At 62.8% G+C, this 15,305-nt stretch carries 17 protein-coding genes and 1 pseudogene; 7 read left to right on the top strand and 11 right to left on the bottom strand.

The features are described from left to right. The first annotated feature begins 8 nt into the window (after window positions 1–8). A complete protein-coding gene (locus tag VQ045_RS13660) occupies window positions 9–1,175 on the top strand; it encodes an NAD(P)/FAD-dependent oxidoreductase (protein WP_327648665.1) in 1,167 nt (388 codons plus the stop codon). After that, the gene (locus tag VQ045_RS13655) at window positions 1,172–1,516 is read left to right on the top strand and encodes a RidA family protein (RefSeq protein WP_327648664.1); all 345 of its coding nucleotides are present in this window, start codon (window positions 1,172–1,174) and stop codon (window positions 1,514–1,516) included. The genes VQ045_RS13660 and VQ045_RS13655 overlap by 4 nt, the downstream gene beginning before the upstream one ends. A 631-nt stretch (window positions 1,517–2,147) precedes the next feature. On the opposite strand, the gene ctaD is transcribed toward VQ045_RS13655, so the two are convergent. Further along, window positions 2,148–3,749, bottom strand: coding sequence for a cytochrome c oxidase subunit I (ctaD, locus tag VQ045_RS13650; RefSeq protein ID WP_331830511.1), 1,602 nt, complete (start codon window positions 3,747–3,749; stop codon window positions 2,148–2,150). A 411-nt stretch (window positions 3,750–4,160) separates the two neighbouring features. Here ctaD and VQ045_RS13645 point away from each other — a divergent pair, with 411 nt between their 5' ends. From VQ045_RS13645 to VQ045_RS13625, 5 genes are all read left to right on the top strand, one after another. Then, window positions 4,161–4,598 (top strand): RrF2 family transcriptional regulator, encoded by a 438-nt coding sequence (locus tag VQ045_RS13645; protein ID WP_331830498.1) that lies wholly within the window; start codon window positions 4,161–4,163, stop codon window positions 4,596–4,598. A gap of 33 nt (window positions 4,599–4,631) precedes the next feature. Then, on the top strand, window positions 4,632–4,919 hold the full coding sequence (locus VQ045_RS13640; protein WP_331830497.1) for a DUF6522 family protein: 288 nt from the start codon (window positions 4,632–4,634) through the stop codon (window positions 4,917–4,919). A 233-nt stretch (window positions 4,920–5,152) separates the two neighbouring features. After that, window positions 5,153–5,818: an FAD-binding oxidoreductase gene (locus tag VQ045_RS13635; RefSeq protein WP_331830496.1), complete on the top strand. Its 666-nt coding sequence runs from the start codon at window positions 5,153–5,155 to the stop codon at window positions 5,816–5,818. Window positions 5,819–5,918: 100 nt separating this feature from the next. Then, on the top strand, window positions 5,919–6,341 hold the full coding sequence (locus tag VQ045_RS13630) for a CBS domain-containing protein (protein ID WP_331830495.1): 423 nt from the start codon (window positions 5,919–5,921) through the stop codon (window positions 6,339–6,341). 21 nt (window positions 6,342–6,362) lie between these two features. Further along, entirely contained in the window at window positions 6,363–6,581 is a 219-nt protein-coding gene (locus tag VQ045_RS13625; protein ID WP_331830494.1) for a hypothetical protein, read from the top strand. A 107-nt stretch (window positions 6,582–6,688) separates the two neighbouring features. Here the strand turns inward: VQ045_RS13625 and VQ045_RS13620 are convergent. The 10 genes and pseudogenes from VQ045_RS13620 to VQ045_RS13580 all read right to left on the bottom strand — a co-directional run. Further along, window positions 6,689–6,908 (bottom strand): annotated as a pseudogene (locus VQ045_RS13620) (acyl-CoA dehydrogenase family protein); the annotation flags it as partial. A 61-nt stretch (window positions 6,909–6,969) separates the two neighbouring features. Next, window positions 6,970–7,128 (bottom strand): LysR family transcriptional regulator, encoded by a 159-nt coding sequence (locus VQ045_RS22015; protein WP_442879869.1) that lies wholly within the window; start codon window positions 7,126–7,128, stop codon window positions 6,970–6,972. A 156-nt stretch (window positions 7,129–7,284) separates the two neighbouring features. Further along, on the bottom strand, window positions 7,285–8,709 hold the full coding sequence (hydA, locus tag VQ045_RS13615; RefSeq protein WP_442879868.1) for a dihydropyrimidinase: 1,425 nt from the start codon (window positions 8,707–8,709) through the stop codon (window positions 7,285–7,287). Between the two features lie 48 nt (window positions 8,710–8,757). Continuing rightward, the gene (locus VQ045_RS13610; protein ID WP_331830492.1) at window positions 8,758–9,978 is read right to left on the bottom strand and encodes a cysteine desulfurase-like protein; all 1,221 of its coding nucleotides are present in this window, start codon (window positions 9,976–9,978) and stop codon (window positions 8,758–8,760) included. 99 nt (window positions 9,979–10,077) lie between these two features. Beyond that, window positions 10,078–10,833, bottom strand: coding sequence for an amino acid ABC transporter ATP-binding protein (locus tag VQ045_RS13605; RefSeq protein WP_331830491.1), 756 nt, complete (start codon window positions 10,831–10,833; stop codon window positions 10,078–10,080). Continuing rightward, on the bottom strand, window positions 10,833–11,507 hold the full coding sequence (locus VQ045_RS13600; protein WP_331830490.1) for an amino acid ABC transporter permease: 675 nt from the start codon (window positions 11,505–11,507) through the stop codon (window positions 10,833–10,835). Before VQ045_RS13600 ends, VQ045_RS13605 begins: the two co-directional genes overlap by 1 nt. A 75-nt stretch (window positions 11,508–11,582) precedes the next feature. Further along, window positions 11,583–12,374 carry a transporter substrate-binding domain-containing protein gene (locus VQ045_RS13595; RefSeq protein ID WP_331830488.1) on the bottom strand — a complete coding sequence of 264 codons (792 nt, stop codon included), beginning with the start codon at window positions 12,372–12,374 and terminating at the stop codon, window positions 11,583–11,585. A 238-nt stretch (window positions 12,375–12,612) separates the two neighbouring features. Beyond that, window positions 12,613–13,308 (bottom strand): GntR family transcriptional regulator, encoded by a 696-nt coding sequence (locus VQ045_RS13590; protein WP_331830486.1) that lies wholly within the window; start codon window positions 13,306–13,308, stop codon window positions 12,613–12,615. A 363-nt stretch (window positions 13,309–13,671) separates the two neighbouring features. Next, the gene (locus VQ045_RS13585; RefSeq protein ID WP_331830485.1) at window positions 13,672–14,598 is read right to left on the bottom strand and encodes an NAD-dependent epimerase/dehydratase family protein; all 927 of its coding nucleotides are present in this window, start codon (window positions 14,596–14,598) and stop codon (window positions 13,672–13,674) included. Beyond that, complete coding sequence (locus tag VQ045_RS13580) at window positions 14,598–15,242, bottom strand: isochorismatase family cysteine hydrolase (protein WP_331830484.1); 645 nt, start codon at window positions 15,240–15,242, stop codon at window positions 14,598–14,600. The genes VQ045_RS13585 and VQ045_RS13580 overlap by 1 nt, the downstream gene beginning before the upstream one ends. Between the last annotated feature and the right edge of the window lie 63 nt (window positions 15,243–15,305).

Here is a 15,305-nt window from a genome sequence, read left to right as displayed (position 1 = left end):
CGTTGCTCATGACCAACCGGACGGCGGATCTTCTCGTCATCGGTGGTGGCATCCATGGCTGCTCGGCGGCACTCCACGCCGCCCTGCGCGGTCTCGACGTCGTCGTGATCGAGAAGGACACGGTGGCGCGCCACGCCTCGGGCGTAAATGCCGGCGGCGTGCGCCGGCTCGGCCGCCACTACGCGGAAGTGCCGATCTCCCAGCGCTCGATGGAGATCTGGCATCGGATAGGGGACCTCGTCGACGACGATTGCGGGTTCCAGAGAGCTCCGCAGATCAAGGTCGCCGAAACCGAAGCTGAACTCGAGACGCTCGCCGCCCGCGCAGCCGACCTGCGGACCATGGGGTTCGAACACGAGGTCATCCTCGACCGGAAGCGCCTGCGCGAGGAGCTTCCGGCGGTGGCCGAGCACTGCGTCGGCGGACTCGCCAGCCTCGACGATGGCTTTGCCCTGCCCTACCAGACGACCTTCGCCTTCCAGCGCAAGGCGCGATCGCTCGGGGTCCGTTTCGAGGAGAACTGTCGCGTCCACACGGTCGAACGGGTCGGTCCCGATTTCAGGGCGAGGACCGATCGCGGCGACTTCACCGCGCGCAGGCTTCTCAACTGCGCCGGGGCGTGGGCCGGCGAGATCGCCCGCCAGCTCGGCGAACCGGTGCCGGTTGAGGCGATCGCCCCGATGATGATCGTCACTCAGCGCATGCCGCGTTTCTGCGACGCGGTGGTCGGCGGCACCGGTCGGCCGCTTTCCTTCAAGCAGATGGCCAACGGAACCGTCGTCATCGGTGGCGGGAGGCTCGGCCGGGCAAGACCCGAGACCAACGTGTCCGAGATGGTCTTCGGCGAACTGCAGCAGACCGCCGAGACCGCGATCGCGATCTTCCCGATCATGCGCGGCGCGACGATCGTGCGATCCTGGGCCGGCATCGAGGGGCGCATGCCCGACGACATCCCGGTGATCTCGCCATCATCGACGCAGGAGGGCGCTTATCACGCCTTCGGCTTTTCGGCCCATGGCTTCCAGATGGGGCCAGGGGTCGGCGAGATCATGGCCGAACTGGTCTCCGGCGGCCGCACCAACGCGCCGATCGCGCCATTTTCCATCACCCGTTTCGCCCCGGGGGCCAGAGCCTCCGGATCACCACTCACGCCAGACCAAGGACACTCCGCGTGATCACTCGCCATATCCAGACCAAGATCAATCATCGCGTCGTTGAGCATAACGACGTGCTCTATTTCGGCGGCCTCGTCGCCGACGACAAGTCCAAGGACATGAAGGGCCAGACCGCCGAGATCTGCGCCAAGATCGACGATCTTCTGGCCAAGGTCGGCTCTTCGAAGGAGAAGCTTCTGACGGCGATGATCTATATTTCGGATTTTGCCCAGAAGGACGGCATGAACGAAGCCTGGCTGGAGTGGATCCCGGCCGAACACCTGCCGACCCGTGCGACAATCGGTGTTGCCGAACTTGGCAAGGACGTGCTGATCGAAGTCGTCGTATCCGCTGCCAAGTAAACGCCTGCGCCTCGGCTCTCAGGAGTTCGAGGCGCATTCATCATTTCGCGCCATCGGGCTGTCGGCGTCGCGAAGAAACCCGGTTGCCGGAGCCGCCGCATCTAGATGGAAATATGGAACGTCCGACGTGGAGGCGTGACGGCCGTTCGCTCGAATGAACCGCGGTTGATCTCGCGCATGACGGCCGTCCAGTAGCGCTACTGGCGCTGATAGTCGGCCTCCCGGCGCTCGCTTCGCACCGCTGCCCCGCGGCCGCTCGCGCGCTTCGATCCAGATCCCTTGCGCGCCATGCACCGTAACCAGGACGGCTGCCTCGCGCCGAACCTCCGGCGAGCGGCGGAGGAGAAGGCCGGAGAGCGGCCAGCGGATCATGAAAGAGCAAATGGGTTCGGCGCCAACGGAGCAATGTTCGTTGGCTCGAACCCGATACTCGATCTCATTTGAACCACAGCGATAGCATTTCAGCCGGAATTTGCGCCGGACATGGGGGGCGCCGCGGCCGTATATCGCGGCCAGCTTGCGCGCATCGACGTCGGTGCTTGCGGCCGCAGGGTCGTCCGTCCAGTTCTTCTTTTGGGTCGAGCAAAGTTGCGGGTAACTCCACGCTTCCATCGCGCCATTCGTGCCGTCCTTAACGGACGCGCGGCAGCTCTTCCCATTGATGGTAAGGTGGCGGCGACGACAGTTGCCACTCCAGCGATGTCGCGCCTTCGCCCCAGGGATTGGCGCCGGCAAGTCGCTTCCGGGCGAAGGCCTCCCACACGCCGTAGAGAAAGACTAACAGCGCAACGCCGGAGATGTAGGAGCCTATCGAGGAAACGAAATTCCAGCCGGCGAAGGCTTCCGGGTAGTCGATATAGCGGCGCGGCATACCCGCGGCGCCGAGGAAGTGCTGCGGGAAGAACAGGATATTGACGCCGACGAATGTCGTCCAGAAGTGAATCTTGCCGATCGTCTCGTTGTACATGTAGCCCGTCATTTTCGGGAACCAGTAGTACCAGGCGGCGAAGATGGCGAAGACCGCTCCGAGCGACAGGACGTAGTGGAAGTGCGCGACGACGTAATAGGTATCGTGCAGCACGCGGTCCAGGCCGGCATTGGCGACAATCACGCCGGTGACGCCGCCGATAGTGAACACGATGATGAAGCCGACCGCCCACAGCATCGGAACGCGGAAGGTGATCGATCCGCCCCACATCGTCGCGATCCAAGAGAAGATCTTGATGCCTGTCGGCACAGCGATCACCATGGACGCAAACATGAAATAGCGCTGCGCGTTGAGTGAAATGCCCGTTGTGAACATGTGGTGGGCCCACACCACGAAGCCGACGATGCCGATCGCGACCATGGCGTAGGCCATTCCGAGATAGCCGAACACCGGCTTCTTCGAGAAGGTCGAGATGACGTGACTGATCACGCCGAAACCCGGCAGGATCATGATGTAGACTTCCGGATGGCCAAAGAACCAGAACAGATGCTGGTACAGGATCGGATCACCGCCCCCCGATGGATCGAAGAAGGTCGTGCCGAAATTGCGGTCGGTGAGCAGCATGGTGATCGCTCCGGCGAGCACCGGCAGCGACAACAGCAGCAGGAAGGCTGTGACCAGAACCGCCCAGGCGAACAACGGCATCTTGTGCAGGGTCATGCCCGGCGCGCGCATGTTGAGGATGGTGGTGATGAAGTTGATCGAACCCAGAATCGAGGACGCGCCAGCAATATGGATCGAGACGATCGCCAGGTCGACAGCAGGACCTGGATGACCGATCGTGGAAAGCGGCGGATACAGGGTCCAGCCGGTGCCAGCGCCGTTGGAACCGGGAGCTCCCTCGACGAACAGCGACGTCACGAACAGAAGATAGGCCGCAACGAGAAACCAGAACGAGATGTTGTTGAGACGCGGGAACGCCATGTCCGGCGCGCCGATCATGATCGGAATCATCCAATTGGCAAACCCGCCCATCAGCGCCGGCATGATTGCGAAGAAGATCATGATCAAGCCGTGAGCGGTCACGAACACGTTGTAGAGCTGCGGATCGCCGAAGATCTGCATGCCCGGTTCCTGGAGCTCCATGCGCATCGCAATGGAGAGCCCGCCGCCGACGATGCCCGCGCAGATCGCGAAGATCAGATAGAGCGTCCCGATATCTTTATGGTTCGTCGAATAGACCCAGCGTTTCCAGCCGGACGGCTTGCGATCGTTTTGGGTGGTGTGAAAAACCGCATAGGCCATAATCTTCATTGAACCTCTTCTTGGCGCTCAGCACCCTTGGCAGCGCTGCATTGCGCGACGCGCCGCCGTCGACCGTTCACCGATGCTGGATGCACGATGTCCCGCCGCAGGGAAGAAAGGCGTGATGGCGACTACAAAATTCGTCCGCCCATGGCCTGCGGATGCATCCGTCCGGTAGCTGGAATCAGCCCACCATCGCCGACGAGAACTGGATAATCCGCCGGACCGCCCGGCCCCACCGTTTCCGGTCGTCCTTATCAGATGCCTCGGCGTCGCTCGCGACCTCGGATCGGCTCATCACATCCACCCGCTCGGAGCTTCGGCTGTCCGAAGCCATCCTTAATAGGAATTTGCAATACGCATTATCTTTCCGTATATTTCGTATTGTCAACACCATTTTAAGGAGCACCGATGCGACTGGCGTCATTCACCGACTACGGCTTGCGGGTTCTGATGCGGCTGGCAGGAGCGCCGGACGAGTCGATCTCGACCGGACAGATCGCCGAGGAGTTCGCGATCTCTCAGCATCATTTGGCCAAGGTGGTGCAGGATCTCGGTCGCGGCGGCTTTGTCCGGGCGCAGCGCGGCAGGAGTGGCGGATTACGGCTGGCGCGGCCGGCACATGCGATCACGGTCGGCGAGGTTGTGCGCCACCTCGAGCAGCGTTTCGCCATCGTCGAGTGTTTTCGTGCGGATGGCGGCACTTGTGTGCTGCAACCGCGGTGCCGCCTGAAACCCAAACTCGCCGCTGCGCGTGGGGCCTTTATGACGGAGCTTGACCGGACAACGGTGGCGGACTGCGCCTGGCCCGGCGACGAACCAGATGGATCGTTGATCGCGGCTGCGTGAGCCCTATGAAGCGCGAAGAAGTGGAGAAGGCCAATGACTCACATCGCTTTTGCCGATGACGCGATCGAGATCGACGCCGATGTGCTCGCCAAAGCGTTCCGGATCGACGCGGATGATCTGAAACAGGGTATGCGCGACGGCACGATCACCAGCCGGTTCGAGCGCGGCGAGGACGAAGACGCGGGCAAGATCCGGCTGACGTTCTTTGCGGCGAGCCGCCGGGTCCGCATGACCGTCGATGAAAGCGGAACGATCCTCACATGCAGCGCAATCGATTTTGGCAAGCTGCCGCTGCCCGAGACGTCGAGAAGGGTCGGTTGATCCCCCTGCAACCGAATCTGACAACTGGTTTGAGACTACGTTCACGGTTCCGATCCGGGGATAATCTATGCGAGCGTCAAGGCGGTGCACGTCTATCCATGGGATCCTGATGATCCTGCTGCTGATCGCGGCGTTCCGAGGTCGTGATTGAAGATGACGTCCGTTCGCGCGCACGCTGCAAAGGGCCCGGACGGCGGCGGCATCGGTCGGCCTAGAGAAGAAGGAGGCGCCCCATGAAATTTCGAATGACACTGAAACATATCGAGCCGGTCACGCACGATACGCATCATCTGGTTTTCGACCGGCCTGAAGAGTTCGAATACAGCCCGGGCCAAGGAGTGGAACTGCGTCTTCTCAAGGATGGCTGGGAAGACGAGGGCCGCCCCTTTACCCCGGTGACCTTACCGCATGAGCCGACTTTGGAGTTCATCATCAAGTCCTATCCCGACCACCATGGCGTGACCGAGCAGATCAGTGTGATGAAAGCGGGCGACGAGGTAGAAATCAAAGGACCGTTCGGCGCAATCTCGGATCAGGGACCGGGCGTGTTTATCGCCGGTGGGGCGGGGATCACACCAATGATCGCGGTGTTGCGCAAACGGTTGCACGACCACGGAACACTTGAGGGATCGACGCTGGTCTTTGCCAACAAGACCGAAGCCGACATCATCTGGCGCGACAGGTTCGAGGCGATGAAGGGGCTGAGAACCGCCTTCGTTGCGGACGAGCGCGGCACCAGCGTCCCCCAACAGAGACTTGATCGGGATTATTTGCGCCAGTTCGTCGAACCAGAGCGTCGCTGCTATCTCTGCGGCCCGCCACCGATGATGGATGCGGTGCGCGAGGCGCTGCACGACCTTGGCGTCAAGGACGACCGTATCGTCGAGGAGAAGATGTGAATGCCGCAGGATCGACCCGCCGGCGCTGCGGTCGGCATCGTGGCGGTTTCCCGCATCGCACCGGTCCGAATAGGAGGCCATAATGTTAATCCAGAGGCTTATGTCCGCCGCACGCCAGCGCCTTTTCTGCATCGAATTGGACGCGGTGCTCCTACAGGCGGCAAGGCTTTTGGACAACGGCCGTGACATGCTGCTGGTCTGCGACGCCGAAGGCCGGCTGGCCGGGGTGCTCACCAAGACCGATGTCGTGCGTCAGACCGGACGCTGCGCGGGTGCCAGTTGCACCGCGCCGGTGGTCGAGTCGATGACCCGCGATGTAACCACCGCGGGCGCCGATGGCTGGCTGCACGAGGTCTGGGAGCTCATGAAGACCCGCGGCTTCAAGAACGTCCCGATTCTCGATCCGGACGGCAAGCCGCTGGGTGTTCTGAACGCCCGCGATGTCCTTCAAATGCTGCTGCAAGAGGTCCAGCAGGAAGAGAACCTGCTGCGCGACTACGTTATGAATATCGGTTACCGCTAGGAAAATGCAGGAGAAACACTCATGTCCGATTTGCTATACCCGACGAGCACCAATGCGTTGGCACAGCGCCGCAAGGCGCTGACGCCGGACGCTGAAGAGGTGTTCAAGGTGTTCAGTCAGACTGTGTTCGCCGATGGCGCTCTCGATGCAAAGACCAAGCAGTTGATCGCCGTCGCCCGCCCATGTCACCCAGTGCCCCTATTGCATCAAGGGCTACACGAAGGCGGCACTGCGGCATAAGGCGACCGAAGTCGAGATTATGGAAGCGATCTGGGTCGCCGCCGAGATGGGCGCTGGTGGCACCTATGCCCATTCGGTTCTGGCGCTCAACGAGATGGAAACGGCGGCAAGGTGCCCATATTGTACATCTGACCGTGGCAGTGGCCCGCGTTCCCCCTCTGCCCGGTTGATTTCCTCCACAACAATCGACGCCTCGATGAGGCCCAGGCCGGAGCCGCCGAATTCCTCGGGATAGGTCTCGGCGGCGCCGTGCGCGCGGTGATACTCCGCCGGAAAATCCGCGCACAGCGCGCGCAGCGCGTCCCGAAGTTGCCGGCCAAGATGCATGACGTCGCGCGCATAACGCAGCACGAGCAGACCGGCTATGGTCGACTCGACGCCATGCGGCTTACGAATTAGCAGCGGCAGCCCGGCCTCGTCCTCCAGAAGGGCGACTCGCCGCAGAGGTGGCGACGTTCATTTGCTCCGCGGCGCGAGTGATGCTGCGCGCCTCGCTTATCTGGATGAACAGGGAGAGCGAGAAAAGATCGTGACGCCATGTTTCCATCAGCGATGAAGGCTCGCGCGGCGCCATCCTGTCAACGGATCATGGGCTCGGCCGACCGCGAGCGCGGATTGCCCACCTGGTACGGGCCGTGCCGAGGCCCACGTGATCGCACGACCATTTTTCCGACGGCATCGCAGGTCAACGTCTCGCCGCTTTTCACCCCAGAACCGGGCTCCGGCCATCGAGAAGGGCCGAACGGCTTCGCGAGCGATAGCGGCCATCGCCCCTCTTTCCGACCAGTTTTCCGTCACGCACCATCACTTTGCCGCCCAGCACGACGGTGATCGGCCAGCCGGTCAGTTCCAGTCCTTCATAGGGCGAATAGTCGGCGCCGTCGTGCAGTTCGGCATGACGCACGCAGCGGGTTATCCCCGGATTCCAGATCGCGATGTCGGCGTCGGCGCCGACCGCGATCGTGCCCTTTCGCGGATACAGGCCATAGATCTTCGCCTGGTTGGTTGCCGTCAGCGCCACGAAGCGCGACAGATCGATCCGACCGGTCAGCACGCCTTCGGAGAACAGGATCGGCAGCCGTGTCTCGACGCCTGGAATGCCGTTCGGGATATGCCGAAAGTTCTTGGCGCCCTTGGGATTCAGCTTTCCGGCCGTATCGTCGTAGCGAAACGGGCAATGGTCGGAGGAAAACAGATCGAAGACGCCGCGCTCAAGGCCGTCCCAGCAGGCCTCCTGGCTGGTGACATCGCGCGGCGGTGGCGAGCAGACAAACTTGGCTCCCTCCCAATCCATGCCGTCTAGATCGGCGGACGTCAGCATCAGATATTGCGGACACGTCTCGCCGATCACCTTGCGGCCGCGTTTGCGTGCCCGCTCGATCTCCTCCATGGATTCCCGGTTCGAGACATGAACGATGACCAGCGGCACGTCAGCGACCTCGGCCAGCGAGACGGCGCGGTGCGTCGCCTCTCGCTCGACGGCGATGGGCCGGGTCGATGCGTGGGCCGTCGGCGCGACGTTACCCTCGGCTTCGTGTCGGCCGATCAGATAGCGGATCGCATCCTCATTCTCGCAATGAACCATCACCAGCGCGCCGGTCCGCCGGGCAACGTCCATGGTGGCGAGGATCTGACCGTCGCTGAGCCGCAGGTCCTCGTAGGTCATGAACACCTTGAAAGAGGTGTAGCCGTCCTCGACCAGCGCTGGCAGTTCCTGACCGAGCACGGCGTCGGACGGGTCGGAAACGATCAGGTGGAAGCTGACGTCGGTGTAGCACTGGCCCTCGGCGAGGGCGTGATAGGCTTTCAGCGCCTCGCGCAGCGGCCGCCCCTTTTCCTGCAGGCAGAAGGGCATGATCGTGGTATTGCCACCCATCAGCGCCGAGCGCGTGCCGCTCTCGAAATCGTCGGCCATGACGATGCCTTCGCCAGACGGCTGGGCGATATGGACATGGCTGTCGATGCCGCCCGGCAGGACATATTTGCCGGAGGCGTCGATGGTTTCGGCCGCGTCGGCAAGATCGCCGCCGATCTGCGCGATGACACCGTCTTTGATTCCGATGTCTGCCGAGAAAACGTCGGACGCGGTGGCGACGGTGCCGTTCAGGATGACGAGATCAAAGCGCATCAGAAAAACTCGAAGACAGGGGGCGTACGACGGCTTGTGGCCGGCCGGCTAGAGTGCCGGCTCGAGCGCGGCAATCAGCCGATCGACCTCGGCGAGCGTGTTGTAGTGGACCATGGAAACGCGAACCACGCCGCCCTGCCCCATCAGGCCGAGATCCTCGATCAGGCGCCGGGCGTAAAAGTCCCCGTGGCGAATACCGATCCGGTGCGGGTCGATCTGGTCGACAATCGCCTTGGCGTGACGATTGCCGACGGTGAAGCTTACCGTCGCGACACGCTCTTCGATGGCGCTCGTTCGCCGGCCGACGATGCGGATCGAATTGCGACCGTCGAGGAAATCCAGCAGCCGCGCGGTAATCGCCCGCTCCTGCTCGGCGATGTCGGCAAAGCCGGCCTCGATCGCCGGCCGTCCGGGACCTGCCCCGGCCATACGGCCAAGCTCCTCGACATAGTCGATCGCGCCGACCGAGCCGTGCGCCAGTTCGTAGTTGATGTTTCCCGGCTCCAACTTGTGCGGCACGGAGTCCTTGCCGAAGAAGAAGTGGTAGACGTTGTCGAGTTCGAGGAGCTTGTCCTTGCTGCCCCACATCACCCCGAAATGCGGTCCGAATACCTTGTAGGCGCTGAAGACGTAATAGTCGGCACCCAGCGCTTGGACGTCGATGGCCCGGTGTGGCGCATAAGCGACCGCGTCGACGCAAAGTTCGGCGCCCGCTTCATGTACGATCTCCGCGATGTCGGCGATCGGGTTGATCGTGCCGAGGATGTTGGAAGCGTGGGTGACGCAGACCAGCTTGGTCCGGTCGCTCATCAAAGCTCGCAGATCTCCCAGGTCGAGGTCGAGCGTCTCGCGATTGCAGCGCCAGACCTTGATCGTGACGCCGCGGGCCTCGTGCTTGAGCCAGGGGCCGATATTGGCCTCGTGGTCGGTGTTGGTGACGATGATCTCGTCGCCGGACTTCAGCTTTCCGGTCATCGCCTCGGACAGAATACGGATCAGCATGGTCGTCGAGGCGCCCATGACGATCTCGGCCGGATCGGCGGCATTGACGAAGCGGGCGAAAGCCCCGCGCGCCTCGCGCACCCGCTCGGTCGAATGCTGGCTTGGCGCGTAGGTGGCTCCTGTCTGGACGTTCGAGGTCAGGAGGTAGTCGGACACCCGCTCGGCGACGCGCAAAAGGACCTGGCTGCCGCCGGCATTATCCATGAACACCCACTCGCCGGCGAGGGCCGGGAACTGGGATCGGGCGAAATCGATATCGAGAGCCATATCAAGCCTTTTCAAACGTGTCATACTTGGCGTGTGCCGGACGAAGGGTCGGGAACAACCGGATCGCTCCATCTGTGGGCCGTCGTCAGGATAAGCCGGTCAATGATTGAGCACCGCGTCGAGGAAGGCGCGGGCTCGTTCGTTGCGGGTTTGGGTGAAGAACACGTCGGGCTTCGCGATCTCCTTGATTTCGCCAGCCTCCATGAAGACGATGCGATCCGCCACCTGGCGGGCGAAGCCCATCTCATGGGTCACCAGCAACATGGTGACCCCGTCCCCGGCCAGCCGCTTGATGACGTCGAGCACCTCGCCGACCATTTCCGGATCGAGCGCCGAAGTCGGTTCGTCGAACAACAGGATGCGCGGCTCCATCGCCAGCGCCCGGGCAATGCCGACCCGTTGCTGCTGTCCGCCGGAAAGCTGGCTGGGATATTTGTCAGCCTGCTCGGCGATACCGACCCGATCGAGCAGCCGGGCTGCCCTCGCCCTTGCATCCTCCCAGGACAGCTTGCGGACCCGGACGGGGCCAAGCGCGACATTATCGAGCACGGTGTGGTTCGGAAACAGATTGAAGGCCTGGAAGACCATTGCAACTTCCTGGCGCACGCTCTGCAAATGCGGGCCCTTTTCCACCCGAATGCCATCGACGAAAACCTCACCGGAATCATATTCTTCCAGAAGGTTGATACAGCGGATCAGCGTCGACTTCCCCGAGCCCGAGGGTCCGAGCAGCACCACGACCTCCCCGACGGCAACCTCCAGATCGACGCCTTTAAGCGCCTCGAACTTTCCGAACCGCTTGCCGACACCGCGCATCAAAATGATCGGGCCCGAAGTGGCGTCGCGGTCTGCCATCAGCGCCCTCCCCGCTTGGCGTAGCGTGCCTCGAATACGGCGACGAGCCGCACCAGCGGCAGAAGTAAAAGCAGATACAGAAGCGCCGCGCCGATCAGCGGAGTGGGATTGGCCGCCAGCGCTTGGGCCTGCGTCGCCTGCTTCAATAGGTCCGGCAACGCCACGACGGAGGCGAGCGCGGTATCCTTCATGACATTGATGGAGTTGTTCGTGAGCGGCGGAATGACAATCCGGATCGCCTGCGGCAGCACCACGTCGCGCATCAGGTGCCATTGCCCCAGACCGATTGACTGTGCCGCCTCGAACTGGCCGCGCGGGATCGCCTCGATCCCAGCGCGGTAGATTTCCGCCGTATAGGCACTGGAAATCATGGTCAGCGCCGTCGTCGCCGAGGCGAAAGCCGAAAGACGAATCCCGACGAAGGGGAGCGCGTAGTAGACGATCACCAGCCACACCAGAACCGGCAGCGCACGGAAGACGTCGACATAGGCAATCACGACGAACCGAAGCAATGCCCCGCCGTAAAGTCGCAGCATCGCCAGGACCAGGCCGCCGACAAGTCCGAGGACGATCGACAGTGCGCCGAGGGTGACCGTTCGCCAGAGCCCCTCCAGCAGAAGCGGAAAGTAGCGGATCAGGACGTCGATGTTGAAGAACGTCGCAACGATGTCCATCGGATCTGAAACTCTTGGCCGGACGAAAGGGCCCGCCGGCTGAGAGACCGCCGGCGAGGCTCGGGCTGGAGCCGGCTACGACTTCGGCTTCGGCATGTCGCGCACTTCGACGGTGCTGGTCGTATCTTCGGGTTTGGTGCCGAACCATTTCTCGTGCAGGCCGGCGATGAAGCCTTCCTGTTTCAGCGTCCCGATCACCTCATTGACCTTGGCAGCCAGTTCGCTGTCCTTGGCGAACATCATGGAATACTGCTCGCCCGTCTTCAGACGTTCGATGACGGTCATTTCGGGCTTGTCCTTGAGATAATAGGCGACGGCCGGGATGTCCGAGACGTAGCCGTCGATCCGGCCAGCAGCCAGATCGAGCATGGCCGGAGCGAGGCCCTCGTAGCGGCTGATACCGGACAGCCCCCAGGCGTCGGAGCGTTCGGTCGCGTAAATGTCGCCGGTCGATCCGGTGTCCACGCCGACCGACTTGCCCTTCAGGTCGGCGCTGCTCTTGACGTCGGAATCGGTGCGGGCGGCCAAGGACTGGTCGCTGTCGTAGTAGGGCTGCGCGAAGGAGACCGAATTCAGCCGCTCGTCGGTGATCGTGATCGACGAGACCGCCACGTCGATCCGGCCGGACTGGACTGCAGAGAACAGACCATTGAAGGGGATGTTCTCGAACTTGACCGCTTCGTAGCCGAGTCTTTTGCCGACTTCGTTGGCCAGGTCGACCTCGAAGCCGACGATGTCGGATTTTTCGTCCTGGAATTCCCACGGGACGTTGCCGACATTGGCGCCGACGGTGAGCGTCTCGGCTAGCGAGGGGCCCGAAACGAGCAGCAATGCCGCGGCTGCTGCGAGGATCTTGGTCCGGATCATACACGTTCTCCTGTCTCGTTTACTGGGGTGAGCCGGCATTTTTTGCCGCGTGGAATGGGAAAGAGGGATCTCGTCTCGCAGTGCCTGCCCGAAATATCCGCATGCAGATGCCTATCTGTTTCGTAGGCACTTCTATCCTTTAACTGTACGCGAAAGACTCATCGATGCAACGGCGCCGCGGAGAAATTTGCGCCGTCACCGGTTTCCAATCGCGCGCGTGGGCGTCGACTGGGGTGGATCAGCCGTCAACGTAAGGTGCCAGGATCTCGATCAGGGTCTTCGCCTTCGCGTCCCCGTCAGGAAGGAATGCACGCGCGGCGACGGCTTCCAGATGGCCGGTCATGAGGCGCATCGCTTCCTCGCGGTCTCCCCCCACGAGGGATTTCACCAGATTGCGATGCTCGTCGACGGCGCATTTGGGCGAATGGGGCCGACCATAGAGCGTGAGCGACAAGCCACTGCGATAGGCTACCTCGCTAACATAGCGGATGAGGATGGGCTTTCCGGTCATGCGCGCCAACAGGACGTGGAAGTCTGTGGCTAGACGGATCGAAGCGGCCTCGGGGCCAGCGGCGGCCTTGTCCTGCTTCGCGATATGCGCATTCAGCTCGTCCGCCTGATCGCGGGTCAGCCGACCGGCCAGATGCTTGACGACCAGTCGCTCGAGCTCGACGCGGATATCGAAGGTGTCGCGCGCTTCCTCGAAGGTCGGCGTGGCGACCACCGCAATCCGGTTGCGCCGCAGATCCACCAATCCCTCGGCCGCGAGTTGCCCCAGCGCCTGGCGGGCAATCGTGCGGCTGACACCAAAACGTTCGCCGAGCGCGTCTTCAGGCAGCTTGTCACCCGGCGCCAAGGCACGCTCGATGATCGCCCGGCGGATCGCTGTGCAGATGCCGTCGACGCGACTAGCAGAAATTTTCGCAGGCGCCATCGTGGGAAGCCGCTCCGTTGGCTAAATAAAACATAGTCATCTGCATACCCCATGGCATGCTCAATGCATACACATAGGGAGACGAAAGAAGCAGCGGCAATTCGGTCGACCGCAGCGGTGCAAATCCTGCCCATGACGAGAGTTTGCTTCTTTCAGGAGGGCGGCCGAGAAAGTTTGCCGTGAAAGGGGATGCCGCCATCCGTCATTCATCTGGACGGCAACAGTCCGCGACATGCAGCATCGCTCTTTGGCCTCGGCCGCGGCAGACAATCGCAAAGAAATGTCGGTTTGCAAGAGAAGGCCTCCGTCACCGCAATCGTGGGAAGCAGGACCAGCGGCGCCATAAGGTTGACCTTGCAAACTTCACCGCCAGTTCGCGTCCGACGACCGGCGGAGTGCCTCGACGGTACGGCGGATACCCGTGGCGAAATCTGTCTGGGGACGATAGCCGAGCGCGCTGGCCGCGCGAGCGGTGTCGAAGCCCGCCGGACCGCCCTTCGCCGCGTCGGTCCCTCCGAACGCCACCTTCAAATCGGGCAATACCGCACGGATCGCGTCGATGGTGTCTGCGAGCGTGCTGCCCTTGCCGGCCGTGACATTGTAGACGGCCCAATGCGGCGATCGGGCCGTGGCGGCGCAGACGAGGCCGCGCACGGCATCGTCCAGAAAGAGGTAGTGCGTCACGTCCTCAGGCCGGCCGTCCAGAACCGTCGGCCGGCCGCAGAGGCCATTCTTCAGGACGCGTTCGAGCTTGGTCGGCGTCCGGCGGCCTGGCCCGTAAATCCACGAGAGGCGGATCGCGGCTGCGTCGAGGCCGTGCTCCCGGCGGTAGCCGATCACCGCCTGCTCGGCCGCCATCTTGCTGGCACCATAGACATTGTCGGGCTCGGGCCGGGTTTGCTCATCGACGACCCCTTCGTTGCGGCTGCCATAAACCTCGCTCGTCGAGCAGACGATTGCACGGCCGACTCCTTGTCGCCGGGCTGCTTCCAGCACATGCGCCGTGCCCAGGGCATTGATGCGCCAGATATCCAAGGGCCGGTCGTCCATGACCATCGGGCCGGAGACCGCTCCACAATGGATGATCGTGTTGGGCGCGCTGCCCGCCACCAGGGCGGCGACGGCGTTGCCATCGGTGATGTCGCACGGCACGAGGCCGGCCCCGCTAGGCGCCCCGACATCGGAGGCTGTCACCACGATACCATCGGCGCGCAGGGTCTCGACCAGGGCCGCACCGACGAAGCCGGCGGCGCCGGTGACCAGCACCCGCCCGAGGTCGCGCAGTTCCATCAGGCTTCCGCCCTCAGTTCGGCTAGAAGCTCGTCCGTCGTGCGCTGGCGGCAATAGCCGGCGATCGCCTTCACCGAGGCCTGCTGGCGTTCCTCGGTGAAGGTGGCGCAGGCGTCCGGCACAAGGGTCACGAGATAGCCCAGGTCGCAGGCGTCGCGGACCGCTGATTCGACACACTGGTCGGACACGACCCCGCACAGGATCAGCTGCTTCACACCAAGATTGCGCAGCACGTAATCGATATTTGTGGAGATGAAGACGCTGGAGGAGGTCTTCGGAAGGACGATCTCGTCCGACCCCGGCGCGATGGCTTCGGCGACCAGTGCATCCCAGGAGCCCTTCGGCACGTCGATGCCGGAGATCTTGTAGTCGAGGCTGCGGTCGCGGCCGTCGGCGGTGAGATTTTCGATCAGCGTGTAGAGCACCTCGACGCCGGCCGCCCGACATTCCGCCTGAAGCCGCTGCATGTTCGGCAGAGCGAGGTTTTCCATCCGTTCGAAATAATAGTCCCGCTCGGAGGCACCCGGCCCGCCGGATCCACTGAATTCCCCGCCATCCCGGTGCGCCGTGTAGTTCTGAACGTCGATGAACAGAAGCGCCGTCTGCTCCCGAACCACCGGAATTTCCCGACTGTAGATCGTCATCCCCACTCCTCTGGTCGCATTTCGCCGAGGCTTTTGCCTTCGCGGCGGGCAAGCCTTTTTTTA

Origin of the sequence: Aurantimonas sp. E1-2-R+4 (assembly GCF_036549515.1) — a bacterium.
GTDB lineage: Bacteria > Pseudomonadota > Alphaproteobacteria > Rhizobiales > Rhizobiaceae > Aurantimonas > Aurantimonas coralicida_A.
Note: the sequence above shows the minus strand (reverse complement) of the source record. Positions and strands in the feature narration are given on the sequence as shown.

Bases quoted from the DNA above. Each gene is read 5' to 3' on its own strand.
- VQ045_RS13645 (WP_331830498.1), top strand. From the start codon at position 4,161: ATGCGACTGGCGTCATTCACCGACTACGGCTTGCGGGTTCTGATGCGG.
- VQ045_RS13610 (WP_331830492.1), bottom strand. From the start codon at position 9,978: ATGGCTCTCGATATCGATTTCGCCCGATCCCAGTTCCCGGCCCTCGCC.
- VQ045_RS13660 (WP_327648665.1), top strand. From the start codon at position 9: ATGACCAACCGGACGGCGGATCTTCTCGTCATCGGTGGTGGCATCCAT.
- VQ045_RS13630 (WP_331830495.1), top strand. From the start codon at position 5,919: ATGTCCGCCGCACGCCAGCGCCTTTTCTGCATCGAATTGGACGCGGTG.
- VQ045_RS13590 (WP_331830486.1), bottom strand. From the start codon at position 13,308: ATGGCGCCTGCGAAAATTTCTGCTAGTCGCGTCGACGGCATCTGCACA.
- VQ045_RS22015 (WP_442879869.1), bottom strand. From the start codon at position 7,128: ATGGAAACATGGCGTCACGATCTTTTCTCGCTCTCCCTGTTCATCCAG.
- VQ045_RS13600 (WP_331830490.1), bottom strand. From the start codon at position 11,507: ATGGACATCGTTGCGACGTTCTTCAACATCGACGTCCTGATCCGCTAC.
- VQ045_RS13635 (WP_331830496.1), top strand. From the start codon at position 5,153: ATGAAATTTCGAATGACACTGAAACATATCGAGCCGGTCACGCACGAT.
- hydA (WP_442879868.1), bottom strand. From the start codon at position 8,709: ATGCGCTTTGATCTCGTCATCCTGAACGGCACCGTCGCCACCGCGTCC.
- VQ045_RS13585 (WP_331830485.1), bottom strand. From the start codon at position 14,598: ATGGAACTGCGCGACCTCGGGCGGGTGCTGGTCACCGGCGCCGCCGGC.
- VQ045_RS13625 (WP_331830494.1), top strand. From the start codon at position 6,363: ATGTCCGATTTGCTATACCCGACGAGCACCAATGCGTTGGCACAGCGC.
- VQ045_RS13640 (WP_331830497.1), top strand. From the start codon at position 4,632: ATGACTCACATCGCTTTTGCCGATGACGCGATCGAGATCGACGCCGAT.
- VQ045_RS13580 (WP_331830484.1), bottom strand. From the start codon at position 15,242: ATGACGATCTACAGTCGGGAAATTCCGGTGGTTCGGGAGCAGACGGCG.
- ctaD (WP_331830511.1), bottom strand. From the start codon at position 3,749: ATGGCCTATGCGGTTTTTCACACCACCCAAAACGATCGCAAGCCGTCC.
- VQ045_RS13595 (WP_331830488.1), bottom strand. From the start codon at position 12,374: ATGATCCGGACCAAGATCCTCGCAGCAGCCGCGGCATTGCTGCTCGTT.
- VQ045_RS13605 (WP_331830491.1), bottom strand. From the start codon at position 10,833: ATGGCAGACCGCGACGCCACTTCGGGCCCGATCATTTTGATGCGCGGT.